This window comes from Polynucleobacter sphagniphilus (assembly GCF_001953355.1).
Classification (GTDB): domain Bacteria; phylum Pseudomonadota; class Gammaproteobacteria; order Burkholderiales; family Burkholderiaceae; genus Polynucleobacter; species Polynucleobacter sphagniphilus.
Map to the genome: position 1 here is coordinate 412,720 of NZ_MPIY01000003.1, position 15,015 is coordinate 427,734.

Genomic DNA, 15,015 nt, shown 5'->3' on the forward strand with positions numbered 1-15,015 from the left:
TTTAGCAATAATGTCAACTCGCTATTTTGAATGAGCGTTATATGAGTAGGGATCAGAATTCAAATAAATACCCAGGAGGTAAAGATGAAAAAAATCCTAATTTCTGTAATGACAGCGCTCGCTTTATGCAGTTTTGTTGCTCCTGCCAATGCTTATGGTTGGCATGGCGGTGGATGGCACGGTGCTTGGCGTGGAGGTGGTTATGGGTATGGTTGGGCACCATTTGCAGTAGGTGCGGTGGCCGGAGCAGTAGTTGCTAGTACTTACTATCGTCCTGCACCCGTCTACTATGCAACGCCATACTATCAAGTGGCCCATAGAACAGCGGCATTTTGTCCTGAGAATGGACTCTACTACCCTCAAACCCAAGCTTGCCCAAGTGGCTGGCAGCAGGTTCCAGTTCAGTAATTTTAGGAAAAAATAAACCGCCCAAATAGAGAGGGGCGGTTTATTCAATTGCCGAGGCGTGATGCTTTAGCTGCGACCGGTGCTGCCAAAGCCCCCAGCACCGCGGCTGCTTTCAGTGAACTCCTCTACCACTTTGAGCTCAACTTGTTGAACGGGCATGACGACCAATTGAGCTAAGCGCTCCATTGGTTCGAGCTTGAAGGCTGTGTCACCACGATTCCAGGTGCTCACCATTAATTGACCTTGGTAGTCTGAGTCGATCAAGCCAACTAGATTTCCTAAGACGATGCCATGCTTATGACCCAAGCCAGAGCGCGGCAGAATAAAAGCAGCATAGCGAGGATCTTCAACGTAAATCGCTAAACCGGTTGGTATCAGTACGGTTTGTCCTGGTGCGATGTCGATTGTTTGATCAATACATGCGCGTAAGTCCAGGCCTGCACTACCTGGTGTCCCATATGCGGGTAATAGGGAGCGCATGCGCTCATCTAAAATTTTGACTTGGAGTGATTGCATGAAGATTCCTAAAGCAAATAAATGGATGAATTGCGCATGATTACAATTTTTTAGCCACTAACTGAATGAGTTGACGTGCTAAAACGAGTTTTTCAGCTTGAGCGAGTTTCTTGCTACCACGATCATCAATCACTAGTAATTGATTGAGATTGCTGCCAAAGGTATCGGGCCCAATATTGCCCACAATCATTGGAATGCCTTTACGAATTCTTTTCGCCTTTGCATGCTCGGCAAGTGTAGTGGATTCGGCGGCAAAGCCGACACAGTATGGATAAGGTTTGCCAGCTTTCTTTTTTACCGCCTTTGCAACGTCTAGCAAAATATCGGGGTTCGCAATCAATTCAATGGCAGGGGCTTTAGTTCCCTGGCGCTTCATCTTTTCTTTAGAAGGCTTGGCGATACCCCAGTCAGCCACGGCAGCGACAGCAAAGAAAATATCGCAGTCGGTCGATGCCATGGTTGCAGCATGCATCTCTTTAGCGCTAATGACATTGGTACGAGTAATGCGACCAGTTGCTTGAAGCGGTGTGTTCAGATCGCAGGGGCCTGCAATCAGATGCACTTGCGCACCAGCCTCAATGGCGGCCCGCGCAATCGCAAAGCCCATCTTGCCGGAGCTGTGATTGGTGATACCGCGCACTGGATCAATTGCTTCAAATGTGGGACCCGCAGTAATCAGTACGCGTTTGCCAGACAATACTTTCTTCTGAAAGAAGGCAATCACCTGTTCTGTAATTTCAGCGGGCTCTAACATTCTGCCCATGCCAATTTCACCGCATGCCTGAAATCCGCTAGCAGGGCCTAACAAAGTAACCCCATCAGCCTCTAAACGCGCAACGCTGCGAGTGGTGGCGCTGTACTCCCACATTTGGCGATTCATGGCTGGTGCAAGCAGGAGAGGGCAGTCACGCGCTAGACATAGCGTTGAGAGTAAATCATCGGCTAGACCCAGTGAAAGTTTGGCCATGAGGTCTGCGCTTGCGGGTGCAATGACAATAGCATCGGCTGCTCTGGAAAGCTCAATATGTGCCATATTGTTTGCAATACGCTCATCCCATTGATTGATATAAACCGGGTTGCCCGTTAAAGCTTGCATAGTTACGGGAGTAACAAATTGCTGGGCTGCTTGCGTCATGACAACTTGAACCGATGCACCCTCTTGCATGAGCAAGCGAGCAAGTTCCGGAGCTTTATAGGCGGCAATTCCCCCGGAAATACCTAGGACGATTTTCTTGTTTAAAAGTGATTGCATGGCGCCAGCTTAATTGGGTTAGGCAGTTTTGCCAAATGCCTTGCGCAACTCACCCCAAACTATCAGGGCGGCGCCGATGCAGATTGCGCTATCAGCTACATTGAATGCTGGCCAATGCCAAGTAGCGTAGTGAAGGTCAATGAAATCAACTACAGCACCAAAACGGATGCGATCCAATACGTTTCCTAGTGCACCCCCCAGAATCAAACTCAGAGCCCATGAGAGGGTTTTATCGCTCTGGCTCTTGCGCAATAGCAGCACGATATAAAGCGATGCTCCTAGACCCAAGGCGGTAAATAACCAACGCTGCCAGCCTGACCCTTGGGCTAGAAAAGAAAATGCCGCTCCAGGGTTAAAGAGCAAGAGCCAGTTCATGAAGGGCAATACTGCTTCAGGTTGGCCAAATTGCAAATGGGTCAATGCGAGCAGTTTGCTCACCTGATCAAGCAATATGACAAATATTGCGATCGCCAACGCCTTCTTAAAAGGCAGCTCTTGCTTGGTTTGCATTATGCGAATGAGCGACTTTCGCCGCTTCCAAAAAGATTACTAATACAGCGGCCACATAAATCTGGATGTTCTGAGTTCAAGCCCACATCATCTGTATGGTGCCAGCAACGACCACATTTTTTGAATTGGCTGGCGCGCACCAGAACCTCCAAGCCATCCTTAGAGTGCTCTACTGCAGCACTAGAAGTAATTGTGACGAAACGTAAATCATTTCCGAGGGAGTGGATTAAAGCAAAATCTGCCTCGGGCACTTTAATGGTGAGTTCTGCCTGAAGTGATGAACCAACATTGCCAGCCTCTCGTTCAACTTCAATGGCTTTGGTGACTTCAGAGCGAATCTCGCGAATGCGGTTCCATTTAGAAACCAAGTCATTTGCATCTTTGATTGCTGGGAAAGCGCCAAATTCTTCCATGAAGATCGATTCACTGGCCTGCTCTTGAGCGCCATGAGGAAATGATTTCCATGCCTCTTCTGCCGTAAAGGAGAGGAAGGGTGCCAACCATTTCAAGAGGTTGCGCGTGATATGGAAAAGCGCATTTTGCGCAGCACGGCGATCTTGTGAGTGGGGTGCACTCGTATACAGACGATCTTTCAGAATGTCCAGATAGAAGCCACCTAAATCCTCGGAGCAGAAAGTCAACATGCGTGCAACCGCTGGTTGGAATTCGTATGCTTTGTAGTGGGTTTCCACTTCGCCTTGCAATTGCTCAGCAAGTGCGACAGCATAACGATCAATCTCAAGCCATTGCTCTGTTGGTAAGACATGCTGGGTGGGATCAAAGTCAGAGAGATTGGCAAGCAAGAAGCGCAGGGTGTTACGAATGCGGCGATAACTTTCAGTTACTCGCTTGAGGATCTCATCAGAAATTGTCATTTCACCCGAGTAATCTGTTGAGGCAACCCAAAGGCGGATGATTTCTGCTCCTAATTTATCGGCGACTTGTTGTGGAGCAATCACGTTGCCGACCGACTTACTCATCTTGCGACCCTGACCATCAACAGTGAAGCCATGGGTTAATAGCGCTTTGTAAGGCGGCTTGCCATCGAGCATGGAGCCTGTCAGCAAAGATGAGTGGAACCAGCCGCGGTGTTGATCTGAACCTTCTAAATAGAGATCAGCCAAGCGACCTTCTGGTAATTCGGATTCAGGTCTAAAGAGTTCATTGCGATGGGAACCACGAATCACGTGCCAATGCGTTGTTCCAGAATCAAACCAAACATCTAGGGTGTCGCGATTCTTTTCGTATTGGGATGCTTCATCGCCAAGTAGTTCGCTCACTTCGAGTTTTTGCCAGGCCTCAATTCCGCCTTGTTCAACACGTTTTGCAACTTCTTCAAGAAGTTCGATGGTGCGAGGATGTGGTTCACCACTTTCCTTATGAACGAAGAAAGCCATTGGTACGCCCCATTGGCGTTGGCGTGAGAGCGTCCAATCTGGACGATTGGCAATCATGCTGTGAAGGCGTTGCTTGCCCCATGCTGGAAAGAATTCTGTTCCTTCAATACCGGCCAATGCAGTCTCACGCAAACTGGCTTTACCATCAGATGGTTTTTTATCCATGCTCGCGAACCATTGAGAGGTGGCACGATAAATAATTGGGGTCTTATGACGCCAGCAATGCATGTATGAATGGGTATAGCTTTTCTCTCTCACCAAGCTACCGGCCTCTCGGAGTGCCTCAACAATTTTTGGATTGGCCTTCCAGATAAATTCATTGGCAAAGAGAGGGAGCCAGGAGGCGTAGACGCCATTGCCCATTACCGGGCTCAGAATATCTCTATCGGCTATCTGATGCTTTTTGCAAGACTTAAAGTCTTCCTCACCATAGGCTGGTGAGCAATGAACAATTCCAGTGCCGGTATCGAGGCTGACATATTCAGCTGCATAGATAGGGGATAAACGACGATAACCTGCATCGAGTTTTGCTAAGGGATGCCAGAACGAAATATTTTCTAATTGGCTACCCAAGCAGGTGCCGATAATTTCACCTGCCAGACCATATTCCTGAAGGCAGGTCTCCACACGATCTTTTGCAAGAATGAATAATTTGTCACCCACATCTACCAAGGCATAGATGAGTTCGGGGTTGACATTCAAGGCTTGATTGGCTGGAATCGTCCAAGGTGTCGTTGTCCAGATGACCGCCATACCAGGCTTTGCTGGTAAGTCATTTAAACCAAACGCTTTTGCTAATTGTGGGCGCTGAGCATCATCAAAAGCAAAGCCAACATCAATCGTTGGATCCGTCTTATCTTGGTATTCAACCTCGGCTTCGGCTAGTGCAGATCCACAATCAAAGCACCAATTGACCGGTTTGAGGCCGCGGAACACATAACCCTTTTTCCAAATATTGCCAAGCGCACGAATCTCATCTGCCTCGTTACGGAAGTTCATGGTGAGATACGGGTTATTCCAGTCGCCCAGAACGCCCAAGCGCTCAAAATCCTTCTTTTGTTTATCGATTTGCACTTGTGCATAAGCCCGTGCCTTTGCTTGCACCTCTGCAGTCGGTAAATTCTTACCGAATTGTTTTTCAATTTGGATTTCAATCGGCATGCCATGGCAATCCCAGCCAGGTACATAGGCTGAATCAAAACCCATCAACCAGCGTGACTTTACGATCATGTCTTTGAGAATCTTGTTAACTGCATGCCCAATATGAATATCACCATTGGCATATGGAGGGCCATCATGCAAAATAAATTTCGGTTGATTGGCATGTGCCGCACGAATCTTTTCGTAGAGCTTATTTTTTTGCCATTGCTCAACCCATTGTGGTTCGCGCTTCGCAAGATCTCCGCGCATCGGAAATGGCGTTTCTAAAAGATTAACGGGATATGAGTTTGCTTTTTCAGACATAGACTTTTTTCTGGAAATAATTTCTGGCGTGCTTTGCATCTGCTGCAATAGCTTGTGTGAGTGTGTCGAGGTCAGCGTACTTTTCCTCGTCACGAATTTTTTCTAAAAGCTCAACGGTCACAATTTTTCCGTAAGCATCTTGTTGGTAATCAAAGATATGCGTTTCAAGTAACACCCGCCCTTCATCCTCTACTGTGGGCCGTACACCCAAGCTAGCTACTGCTGGCAGAGGCTTATCACTCAAGCCAATAACCTGTGCTGTAAAGATGCCGCTCGTTGCAGGCTTACGATGATGAAGATGATTTGCAACTGCTAAATTTAAGGTGGGAAAGCCCAGTTCGCGCCCAAGCTTTTGTCCATGAATGACATGGCCCGAAATGCCATAAGGGCGCCCGAGTAATTTGGCGGCGAGTGTCATATCACCATTGGCTAATGCGGCGCGCAAAGCCGAACTAGAAATGCGCTCGCCATCTTCAAGAATAGTGTCGATGCTTGAAACGGTGAAGCCAAATTTTTCACCAGCTGCTTTGAGGCTTGCAAAATTTCCGGCACGTTTTGCGCCGTAGCAAAAATCATCCCCGATTAAAATCCATTTTGCATTGAGCCGCTTGACTAGAATTTCTGAAACAAACTCTTCTGGACTTAGGCTCGCAAAAGCCTTGTTGAAATGCTCAACCACCACTCGATCGATTCCCATTTGCGCAAACGCAGCTAATTTGTCACGCAGATTCAAGATGCGTGGTGGCGCTGCCTCCGGCGAAAAGAATTCCTTTGGATGCGGCTCAAAAGTCATGACGCAACTTATCAGCCCTCTTTCGTCGGCTCCTTCTTTTAGTTCTTTGAGCAGGGCGTGATGACCCCTGTGCACGCCATCGAAATTACCAATGGTTAAGGCACAAGCAGGTCCTGCAGAAAACTGGGTCGGGCCACGGAATACGTTCACAAAATCGCTTTCAGGGTAGCCTTCAATTATATTGTGGGCATGCAATCAATCGTTACCTTAATCTCAGGCCGCGGATCAAACTTCGAGGCAATCGTTAAAACAGCCCAAAAAGAGGCTTGGCCCGTTCAATTTTCGGGGGTCATTTCCAACCGATCTAGCGCTTTGGGGCTTGATTTTGCTCGTTCTCATGGAATTCCAGCCTTTGCCATTGAGCATCAAGAGCATCCCTCTAGAGAGTCTTTTGATGCCGCCCTCATCGAGCAAATTGATGCTTTAGGGGCTGATTTAGTGGTTTTAGCTGGATTTATGCGTATTTTGACTCCGGGCTTTATTCGCCACTATGAAGGGCGTTTGATCAATATTCATCCTGCTTTATTACCTGCTTTTCCTGGATTGCATACCCATGAGCGTGCTTTGGAGGCTAAAGTGACAACACACGGAGCTACTGTGCACTTTGTAAATGAAGGCGTTGATGAGGGTCCCATCATCTGCCAGGCCTCTGTTCCAGTGCTTCCCGGGGACGATGCAGCGACCTTGGGGGCTCGTGTTTTGGCTGCTGAGCATCAAATCTATCCACGGGCCGTAAAATGGTTCCTCGATGGACGATTGCGAATAGAAGGTAATCAAGTGAAGTTACAACCCCCGGAGTCGCAATTTTTTAAATTATGAGTAAAGAACGTTCATCCAGAAATGCCAGCCCAAGAGCCAGGGCTAGATCCAGCGATAGTAAAAACTACGCTACTAAATCAAAAGATCCTTTGCGTAACCCTGAGCGACGCAATGCGAGCGGCAATCTCATTGGGCCTGTCGGTCAAAAGAATTTTTCGAATGCCAAGGCATTGCCTCAGCATGCCATTCATTTAGAGCGCCTGTTGCCAGAGATGCTCAGTTTTGAGCAGCCTGCAGATCGAGTCGTCAGTCGCTACTTTCGGGCTGAGCCGCAACTTGGTAACCGTGATCGCGCCTTGATCGCAGAAAGTGCTTTTGCTATCTTGCGTCGTAAAAATGAGTTCTCACAATTGGCAGTGAGTGGTGAAGGCTCTCAGGCCAGACGCTTAGCTCTATTGGGTTTGATGTCCGCCTTGTCTGAAGGTGGCCTAGGCACATCGAATCGTGCAGAAAGCGCGATTGCCGATCTGGCGCACGTGCTCAAGCCGGGAGAGTACGAGTGGCTCGTTCATGTTTCTAAGATTGACCCGGAGACTTTAAACCCCCTGGTTCGCAATAATCTGCCGGAGTGGCTTTGGGATGCTTTTGGAAAGTATCCGGGTGAAGAGTCTCGTGAAGCCTTGGCTAAATCACTCATGCATCCAGCCCTATTGGATCTGCGCGCAAATACGATGAAGACTACGCGCGAGCAATTGCTCCTTGAGATGAATGCCCTGGGCGGTCGTTATCAAGCGATCCCAACGCCTTATGCGCCAGATGGCGTGCGCATCATGGGCAAGCCTGCGCTACAAAATACGGTTGGCTTTAAGGCCGGCATGTTTGAGGTTCAAGATGAAGGCAGCCAGCTGTTGGCTTACCTGTTGGCGCCTAAGCGCGGTGAGATGGTGGTTGATTTTTGCGCAGGTGCTGGTGGCAAGACTTTAGCAATAGGAGCCCTGATGCGCTCTACAGGCCGTTTATATGCCTTAGATACATCCGAGCGTCGCTTGGCAAATCTAAAGCCTAGGCAGGCCCGTAGCGGCTTATCCAATGTCCATCCTGTTTGGATCGATAGTGAGAATGACACCAAGATTAAGCGTTTGGCTGGAAAAATTGATCGTGTCTTAGTGGATGCGCCATGTAGCGGGATGGGTACCTTGCGCCGCAATCCTGATCTAAAGTGGCGTCAAACTCCTGAGGGAGTGCTCGAATTAAATGTTAAACAAGCCAATATTCTGGCTTCTGCAAGTCGCTTGCTAAAACCCGGCGGCCGTTTGGTTTATGCCACTTGCAGTCTCTTGCCGCAAGAAAACCAAGGGATTGCAGAAGACTTTTTAGCAAAACACCCTGAATTTGAAGTGGTGCCTGCTGCAGAAGTGCTTAAACCCCTGTTCCCAAATCAGATGCCGATTGGATGCAGTCCAGATAATCCTTGGTGGCAGTTGTGGCCCCATATTCATGGGACGGATGGATTTTTTGGAGCCGTCTTCCAAAAAAAGATAGTCGTTAAAGCGCCAAAAGAAGAAGCCTAAAAAGCTGGGAAAGCTTTAAAATAGGGGCTTACCATATCTTTAGGGACTCCCTTTTGAATACTGCTTCTTATTCTGGTTTTGATCTATTTCTCAATTGGCTTGCGCATGGCTATCTTCAATGGTCTTGGTGGGAGATCGTTGTTTACACTTTGCTCGTGACGCACATCACTATTGCTGCTGTGACTATCTTTCTGCACCGTTGCCAAGCCCATCGCGCCTTAGATTTGCATCCCATCATGTCGCATTTTTTCCGCTTCTGGTTGTGGCTTACAACCGGAATGGTGACCAAGGAGTGGGCTGCGATTCATCGCAAACACCACGCTAAGTGCGAAACCATCGATGATCCACATAGCCCACAAATTTTAGGAATCAATACCGTCTTGTCACGTGGTGCAGAGCTCTATAAAAAAGAGGCTGCCAATCAAGAGACCTTAAACAAGTTCGGACACGGCACCCCTAATGACTGGATAGAACATCATCTCTATTCTAAATTTTCATGGCAAGGCGTTGCTTTGATGTTAATCATCGACGTATTTTTATTTGGCGGTATTGGTTTGACAGTGTGGGCAGTGCAAATGCTTTGGATTCCAATTACGGCAGCTGGTGTGATTAACGGCATTGGACATTTCTGGGGTTATCGTAATTACGATTGCGAAGATGCATCCAGAAACATCCTTCCTTGGGGTATCTTGATCGGTGGCGAGGAGTTACACAACAACCATCACACCTACGCTACTAGCGCCAAGCTCTCTAACAAGTGGTATGAGTTTGATATTGGTTGGCTTTACATACAGATGATGAGTGCGCTTGGTTTGGCGACAGTAAAGAAGACTCCCCCCAAGCCTATTCTGAGTAACTTACGCCCTGCGGACCAGGGCACACTGGAAGCCATCATTGCCAATCGTTATGAAATCATGGCGCGTTATAGCAAGACGCTACGCAGCTTCTTTAGTAATGAAGTCCAGCATATGCAGGTATTGGCTGCGCATCTGAAGGATGCGCGCACATGGTTGGGCAAAGATGAATCTCGCCTGAGTGATGAAGAAAAATCCAAACTGGAAGAGTTAATTGCAAGCAATGCCCAGTTGCGCAAAATGATTGAAATGCGTCGTGATTTACAAGCCATCTGGGGCCGCTCTAATGCTACTGGCGATCAATTGCTAGCCCAACTCCATTCTTGGTGTCAGCGTGCCGAGGAGAGTGGTTTATCGAGCTTGCGCGAGTTCTCTTTGCGTTTGCGACGTTATGCATAAGCCAACGATGAGTTGGGTCTGCGCTCTCGAAGTTCAGATAATAAAAAACCCGCTGTATTAGCGGGTTTTTTATTTGTGAAGTAAAGAAATTACTTCAGCTTGGTTTCTTTGTAAGCAACGTGCTTGCGAATGGTTGGATCGAATTTCATGATCTCCATTTTCTCAGGCTTTGTACGCTTGTTTTTTGAAGTAGTGTAGAAGTGACCAGTACCTGCTGATGACTCTAACTTGATTTTTTCTCTGCCGCCTTTAGCCATTTGTGCGCTCCTTAAATTTCGCCACGTGCACGAAGATCAGACAAAACAGCATCGATGCCATTTTTGTCGATCACGCGCAAACCAGCGTTGGTTAAGCGCAAGCTGACCCAACGGTTTTCAGATTCTACCCAGAAACGACGATTTTGCAGATTAGGCAAAAAGCGACGCTTTGTTTTGTTATTTGCATGGGATACATTGTTGCCAACCATCGGCTTCTTCCCAGTGACTTGGCAAACTTTTGCCATGACGGACTCCATAATTGCGAAAAAAGAAGATTGTATCAGGCATAGAGGGTTTTGATCTACCCCTAATTGGCTTTAGTTTGAACGATTGGTGTAATAAATGGATCTAGACATTCTGAATTACCATTAAAGTTAGTAATTACTATCTTTAAAAGTCAATCTACATAAGGCCTGAGTCTGAAAATGAGAAAAAACCACTCCCGCTCACGATACAGTGATCAAGTAGCGGAATATCGACTAGTTCCAGGGCTTTTGTGAGGATGTTGGTTAAATCTTGATCAGCCTGGCTTGGTAGCGGATTCCCACTCGGGTGATTATGGGCCACGATGATGGCGCTGGCATTGCGGGTGAGGGCCTCCTTGAGGATTTCTCGTGGATAGACAGCTGTATGGGTGATCGACCCCCGAAAGAGCTCCTGGCACTCAATCAGACGATATCTGGAGTCTAAATAAAGACATAAAAAGACTTCATGGGGTAGTTTGCCTATTTTTGCCTGTAAAAACTCCCTGACATGGGTTGGCGAAGAAAAGATCGAGTCGTATGCCAGCCCTTCCTCCAGGCTACGCTTGACTAGTTCATAGGCGGCTTGGATTTGTGACCATTTTGAGAGTCCCATGCCGTGAATGCGCGTTAGCTCGTCAGGGCTAGCACTCAAAAGGCGAGGTAGGCTGCCAAATTGATGGAGAAGATCTTGGGCCAAGGCCACGGCGCTTTTGCCTTTAACTCCAACCCGCAAGAAGATGGCTAAGAGCTCAGCATCATTTAATGACTGAGCGCCTTGGGCGCGTAATTTCTCTCTAGGCTGATCCTCTCTTGGCCAATCTGGGATCGGAGAGTGTTCCTTGGTCAGCTGCCTAGATACAATTACCTTATGACTAAGCTTATTGTTCTGCCTAATTCCTATCTCACCCTCAACTATCGGCTGACTTTGCCCAATGGGGAGGATTACATCAATACGTTTATTGACCGTCCCGCGACGGTTTTGATGGGTTCTGGACAATTTGCGCCTTGTTTTGAAAAAGTGTTGTTGGGTTTAGAGGTGGGCGAGAAAAAAAGTGCCTTACTCCCGCCGGAAGAAAGTTTTGGCGAACGTAAAGATGAGTTGGTGCAGTGGGTTTCTTTGGGGGCGCTTAAAGAAGGCCGGGATGAGGACGCAGAATTTAATCCGGGTGATGTGATTGAGTTCAATGCCCCGGGTGGTGCTCAATATGCTGGTGTATTGCAATCGATTAACGAAGAGGGTGCTTGGTTTGATTTCAATCACCCCTTGGCTGGTCGCCCCGTTACCTTTGAAGCGCAAATTGTTGCGATTCTCTAGAACATATTTAAAGCAGCCATGAATCCGATAGATAGCCCTGAAATTTTGATGGCCCAGCCCCGCGGCTTTTGTGCTGGCGTAGACCGCGCAATCAATATCGTTAATGAAGCGCTCAATCGCTTTGGTGCCCCAATCTATGTGCGCCATGAAATTGTGCATAACGCATACGTGGTCAATGAGCTCCGTGAAAAAGGCGCGGTCTTTGTTGATGAATTGCACGAAGTACCCAAGGGTGGCATTGTGGTGTTTAGTGCGCACGGCGTTTCTAAAGAGGTGCGACAAGATGCCGAACAACGTGGATTGCAGGTGTATGACGCGACTTGTCCATTGGTAACCAAAGTACATCTTGAGGTCGTTAAGATGTGCAAAGAAGGCTATACCGTATTGATGATTGGCCATGCTGGCCACCCTGAGGTTGAGGGCACTATGGGGCAGGTGAAAGAGGGCGTCTTCTTGATTGAGAAAATCGGCGATGTTGAGAAATTGACTTTCCCAAGTGATACCAAGATTGCCTTTGTAACTCAAACAACGCTCTCCGTTGATGAGACCAAAGAAATTGTTGATGCATTAACGAGCAAGTTCCCTAAGATTGTTCAACCTCGCAAGCAAGATATTTGTTACGCTACTCAAAATCGTCAAGACGCCGTTAAGTTGATGGCGCCTCAAGTTGAGGTCGTTATTGTGGTGGGTAGTAAGGCAAGCTCGAACTCGAATCGTTTGCGTGAACTATCTGAAAAGTTAGGTGTACCGTCTTACATGGTGGACGCACCGGAGCAACTCAAGGCCGAATGGTTTGCAGGTAAAAAGCGCGTGGGTTTGACTGCTGGCGCATCAGCGCCAGAGAGTTTGGCGCAGTCAATCGTTGCAAAGATCCAAGAATTTGGTCCGCGGCAAGTACGAGCACTGCCGGGGGTGGTTGAAGATGTTACCTTTTCACTACCTAAAAATTTAGTTGATTAGGTAGTCAGTTTCAAAAGTTCGCGCAAGATGCCACACATCTGACGGATTTCATCATCAGATACATTGAGGGCTGGCATAAAGCGCAATAGATTGGGTCTAGGAGAGTTAATCAGAAGACCCTCCGGTGCGCGATCACGCGCTAGTTCCACTAATTTTCCGCCGATATCTTTTCCTAAAATCAGGGCGCGCAATAAACCCTCACCACGTTCACCGCCCAGATTAAATTCATGAGAAAGTGCCAGTAGTTCTGAGCGCAGAAGTTCGCCTTTTGCTTTAACTGAATCCAAGAAGCCAGGTGCCAGCAACTGTTCAATTACGCTGATGCCAACCGCAGTCATGAGTGGGTTGCCGTTATAGGTGCCACCTTGGTCACCCGGTACAAAACAAGCCACTGCATCGGTAGCTAACAAGGCGGCCAAAGGAACGCCACCACCAATACCTTTCCCCAAAGTCATGATGTCAGGCTCGATACCATAGTGCTGATAAGCAAACAAAGTACCTGTGCGGCCACAGCCAGCTTGCACTTCATCCACTATGAGGAGAATGCTGTTCTCTTTAGTAAATTGGCGCAGGTCTTTCATAAAAGTGGCATCAGCAGGAATGACGCCGCCTTCGCCTTGAACGGGCTCAAGCATCACCGCTACGGTTTTATCTGTCACCAGTTTTTTAACGGAATCTAAATCGTTGAGCTCTGCTTTCGGAAATCCAGGCACTTGTGGTGCATATAAGGTATCCCAACCTGGTTTACCAGAGGCGCTCATGGTGGCTAATGTGCGTCCATGAAAGCTATGGTCAAAGGTAATGATTTCAAAGGCGCCTGGCTTATTGAGTTGCCCCCATTTGCGGGCTAATTTAATGGCACCCTCATTGGCTTCAGCACCGCTGTTTGCAAAAAATACTTTGTTAAAGCAGCTATTTGCCGTCAATAGATTGGATAAGCCAATCATTGGCTCGTTATAAAAAGCTGGACTGGGGTTGATGAGTTTTTTTGCTTGCGCATTGAGCGCCTCAATCATGCCGGGGTTGCCATGACCCAAACAGTTGACAGCCCATCCTTGCAAAAAATCTAAATAGCGTTTGCCATTGTTATCGACTAGCCATGAGCCCTTACCCTCCACCATGATGACTTCTGGTCTAGGGGTAATGAACATGACGGAATGCGCATCAACAGTCTGGGCAGGATTATTCATTTGGATAGGTGATTGGTTGGGGTGGCAAATTGGAATCTATTATCGCGCTTTGAATCAAAAATGGTGGGGCTCCTGGCCATCAGCTCGCTAGATCAGCAGCGCTGGTAAAGGAATCTGCAAAGAATTCTTCCTCAGGTAGATGACATTGAGATGAAAAGTCAGTCCGCGCCGAATTGACCATGATGGGGGCACCACAGGCGTAAACCTGAAAGTCTTTCATATCTGGATGGTCTTGCATGACGGCTTGATGAACAAAGCCAGTGCGGCCTTGCCACTGATCTTCTGGCTGGGCATCCGATATAACGGGGATATATTTAAAGTTGGCAATCTCTTTTTCCCATGAGGCGCACAGTTCAGGCAAGTAAAGGTCGCCTGGACGACGACCGCCCCAATAGAGATAAACGGGCCGCGCTATTTTCTTAAGCTGCATTTGCTCGATGATCGATTTAATGGGGGCAAAGCCTGTGCCTGCAGCAACAAAAATAATGGGTTTTTTAGAATCTTCTCTTAAAAAGAAGCTACCCAAAGGACCTTCAAAGCGCAAAATATCTTTTTCTTTGAGGGCTGGATCTTTCACCCCAAATACAAAATCAGTAAAAAGACCGCCAGGCAAATGGCGAATATGTAACTCAAGTGGCCCTTCTTGCTCTGGGGCATTGGCTATCGAATAGGCACGACGTTGACCATCTTTCAGTAAAAATTCTAAATATTGACCAGCTAAAAACTGAAAGCGTTCAGCCGCCGGTAGTTGCAATTTCAAGATGGCTACATCGGCGCTGGGCTTGGTGATGGTGTTGACCCGGCATGGAATTTTCCGAATGGCAATATCACCGCTTCCTTGGACTTCACGAGCCTCAATCAGTAAGTCAGACTGTGGGTGTGCGCAGCAAAACAAAATCGATCCCGCAGTTTCTTCAGCCCGGCTCAGCGCACCTTCACTATGTTGACCATGGCTGAGCTGACCTTCTAATACCTTACCTTTGCATGAACCGCAGGCACCATTCTTGCAACCATAAGGCAAGTTAATGCCCTGTCTTAGGGCCGCCTCAAGGATGCTTTCTTCTGAATCAACTGTAAATTGCTTACCGCTCGTTTTGAGCGTGACTTGATACGACACTCTCATTC

16 protein-coding genes are annotated in these 15,015 nt (G+C 47.7%); 6 read left to right on the forward strand and 10 right to left on the reverse strand.

Going from position 1 to position 15,015, the window contains the following annotated elements; translation table 11 throughout:
- Positions 1-84: 84 nt before the first annotated feature.
- Positions 85-408: a hypothetical protein gene (locus BOQ04_RS05720; protein ID WP_076023784.1), complete on the forward strand. Its 324-nt coding sequence runs from the start codon at positions 85-87 to the stop codon at positions 406-408.
- Positions 409-474: 66 nt separating this feature from the next.
- Here the strand turns inward: BOQ04_RS05720 and dut are convergent, their stop codons facing one another.
- From dut to BOQ04_RS05745, 5 genes are read right to left on the reverse strand one after another with little or no spacing between them, the layout of a single operon-like run.
- Complete coding sequence (gene dut, locus BOQ04_RS05725; RefSeq protein ID WP_076023785.1) at positions 475-924, reverse strand: dUTP diphosphatase; 450 nt, start codon at positions 922-924, stop codon at positions 475-477.
- 40 nt (positions 925-964) lie between these two features.
- On the reverse strand, positions 965-2,176 hold the full coding sequence (gene coaBC, locus BOQ04_RS05730) for a bifunctional phosphopantothenoylcysteine decarboxylase/phosphopantothenate--cysteine ligase CoaBC (RefSeq protein WP_076023786.1): 1,212 nt from the start codon (positions 2,174-2,176) through the stop codon (positions 965-967).
- 18 nt (positions 2,177-2,194) lie between these two features.
- Positions 2,195-2,686, reverse strand: coding sequence for a signal peptidase II (gene lspA, locus BOQ04_RS05735; RefSeq protein ID WP_076023787.1), 492 nt, complete (start codon positions 2,684-2,686; stop codon positions 2,195-2,197).
- Entirely contained in the window at positions 2,686-5,565 is a 2,880-nt protein-coding gene (gene ileS / locus BOQ04_RS05740; RefSeq protein WP_425338951.1) for an isoleucine--tRNA ligase, read from the reverse strand. The genes lspA and ileS overlap by 1 nt, the downstream gene beginning before the upstream one ends.
- Positions 5,540-6,490 carry a bifunctional riboflavin kinase/FAD synthetase gene (locus tag BOQ04_RS05745; RefSeq protein WP_076023863.1) on the reverse strand — a complete coding sequence of 317 codons (951 nt, stop codon included), beginning with the start codon at positions 6,488-6,490 and terminating at the stop codon, positions 5,540-5,542. Before BOQ04_RS05745 ends, ileS begins: the two co-directional genes overlap by 26 nt.
- Positions 6,491-6,529: 39 nt before the next feature.
- Here BOQ04_RS05745 and purN point away from each other — a divergent pair, with 39 nt between their 5' ends.
- From purN to BOQ04_RS05760, 3 genes are read left to right on the forward strand one after another with little or no spacing between them, the layout of a single operon-like run.
- Entirely contained in the window at positions 6,530-7,159 is a 630-nt protein-coding gene (purN, locus tag BOQ04_RS05750) for a phosphoribosylglycinamide formyltransferase (RefSeq protein ID WP_076023789.1), read from the forward strand.
- Positions 7,156-8,670, forward strand: coding sequence for an RsmB/NOP family class I SAM-dependent RNA methyltransferase (locus BOQ04_RS05755; protein ID WP_076023790.1), 1,515 nt, complete (start codon positions 7,156-7,158; stop codon positions 8,668-8,670). Before purN ends, BOQ04_RS05755 begins: the two co-directional genes overlap by 4 nt.
- Before the next feature lie 53 nt (positions 8,671-8,723).
- Positions 8,724-9,923 (forward strand): DesA family fatty acid desaturase, encoded by a 1,200-nt coding sequence (locus tag BOQ04_RS05760; protein ID WP_076023791.1) that lies wholly within the window; start codon positions 8,724-8,726, stop codon positions 9,921-9,923.
- Positions 9,924-10,012: 89 nt separating this feature from the next.
- Here the strand turns inward: BOQ04_RS05760 and rpmG are convergent, their stop codons facing one another.
- The 3 genes from rpmG to radC all read right to left on the reverse strand — a co-directional run bounded on the left by rpmG (position 10,013) and on the right by radC (position 11,251).
- The gene (gene rpmG / locus BOQ04_RS05765) at positions 10,013-10,180 is read right to left on the reverse strand and encodes a 50S ribosomal protein L33 (protein WP_015421876.1); all 168 of its coding nucleotides are present in this window, start codon (positions 10,178-10,180) and stop codon (positions 10,013-10,015) included.
- A gap of 11 nt (positions 10,181-10,191) precedes the next feature.
- Complete coding sequence (gene rpmB / locus BOQ04_RS05770; protein ID WP_076023792.1) at positions 10,192-10,425, reverse strand: 50S ribosomal protein L28; 234 nt, start codon at positions 10,423-10,425, stop codon at positions 10,192-10,194.
- Positions 10,426-10,582: 157 nt separating this feature from the next.
- Positions 10,583-11,251, reverse strand: a complete 669-nt coding sequence (gene radC / locus BOQ04_RS05775; RefSeq protein WP_076023864.1) for a RadC family protein — start codon at positions 11,249-11,251, stop codon at positions 10,583-10,585.
- A gap of 42 nt (positions 11,252-11,293) precedes the next feature.
- Here radC and BOQ04_RS05780 point away from each other — a divergent pair, with 42 nt between their 5' ends.
- Positions 11,294-11,740, forward strand: a complete 447-nt coding sequence (locus BOQ04_RS05780) for an FKBP-type peptidyl-prolyl cis-trans isomerase (RefSeq protein WP_076023793.1) — start codon at positions 11,294-11,296, stop codon at positions 11,738-11,740.
- An 18-nt stretch (positions 11,741-11,758) separates the two neighbouring features.
- Positions 11,759-12,700, forward strand: coding sequence for a 4-hydroxy-3-methylbut-2-enyl diphosphate reductase (gene ispH, locus BOQ04_RS05785; protein ID WP_076023794.1), 942 nt, complete (start codon positions 11,759-11,761; stop codon positions 12,698-12,700).
- Here ispH and BOQ04_RS05790 read toward each other — a convergent pair.
- Both BOQ04_RS05790 and BOQ04_RS05795 read right to left on the reverse strand, forming a co-directional pair.
- Complete coding sequence (locus BOQ04_RS05790) at positions 12,697-13,890, reverse strand: acetylornithine transaminase (RefSeq protein WP_076023795.1); 1,194 nt, start codon at positions 13,888-13,890, stop codon at positions 12,697-12,699. The two genes, ispH and BOQ04_RS05790, sit on opposite strands and share 4 nt — an antisense overlap.
- A 79-nt stretch (positions 13,891-13,969) precedes the next feature.
- Positions 13,970-15,007: a CDP-6-deoxy-delta-3,4-glucoseen reductase gene (locus tag BOQ04_RS05795; RefSeq protein WP_076023796.1), complete on the reverse strand. Its 1,038-nt coding sequence runs from the start codon at positions 15,005-15,007 to the stop codon at positions 13,970-13,972.
- Between the last annotated feature and the right edge of the window lie 8 nt (positions 15,008-15,015).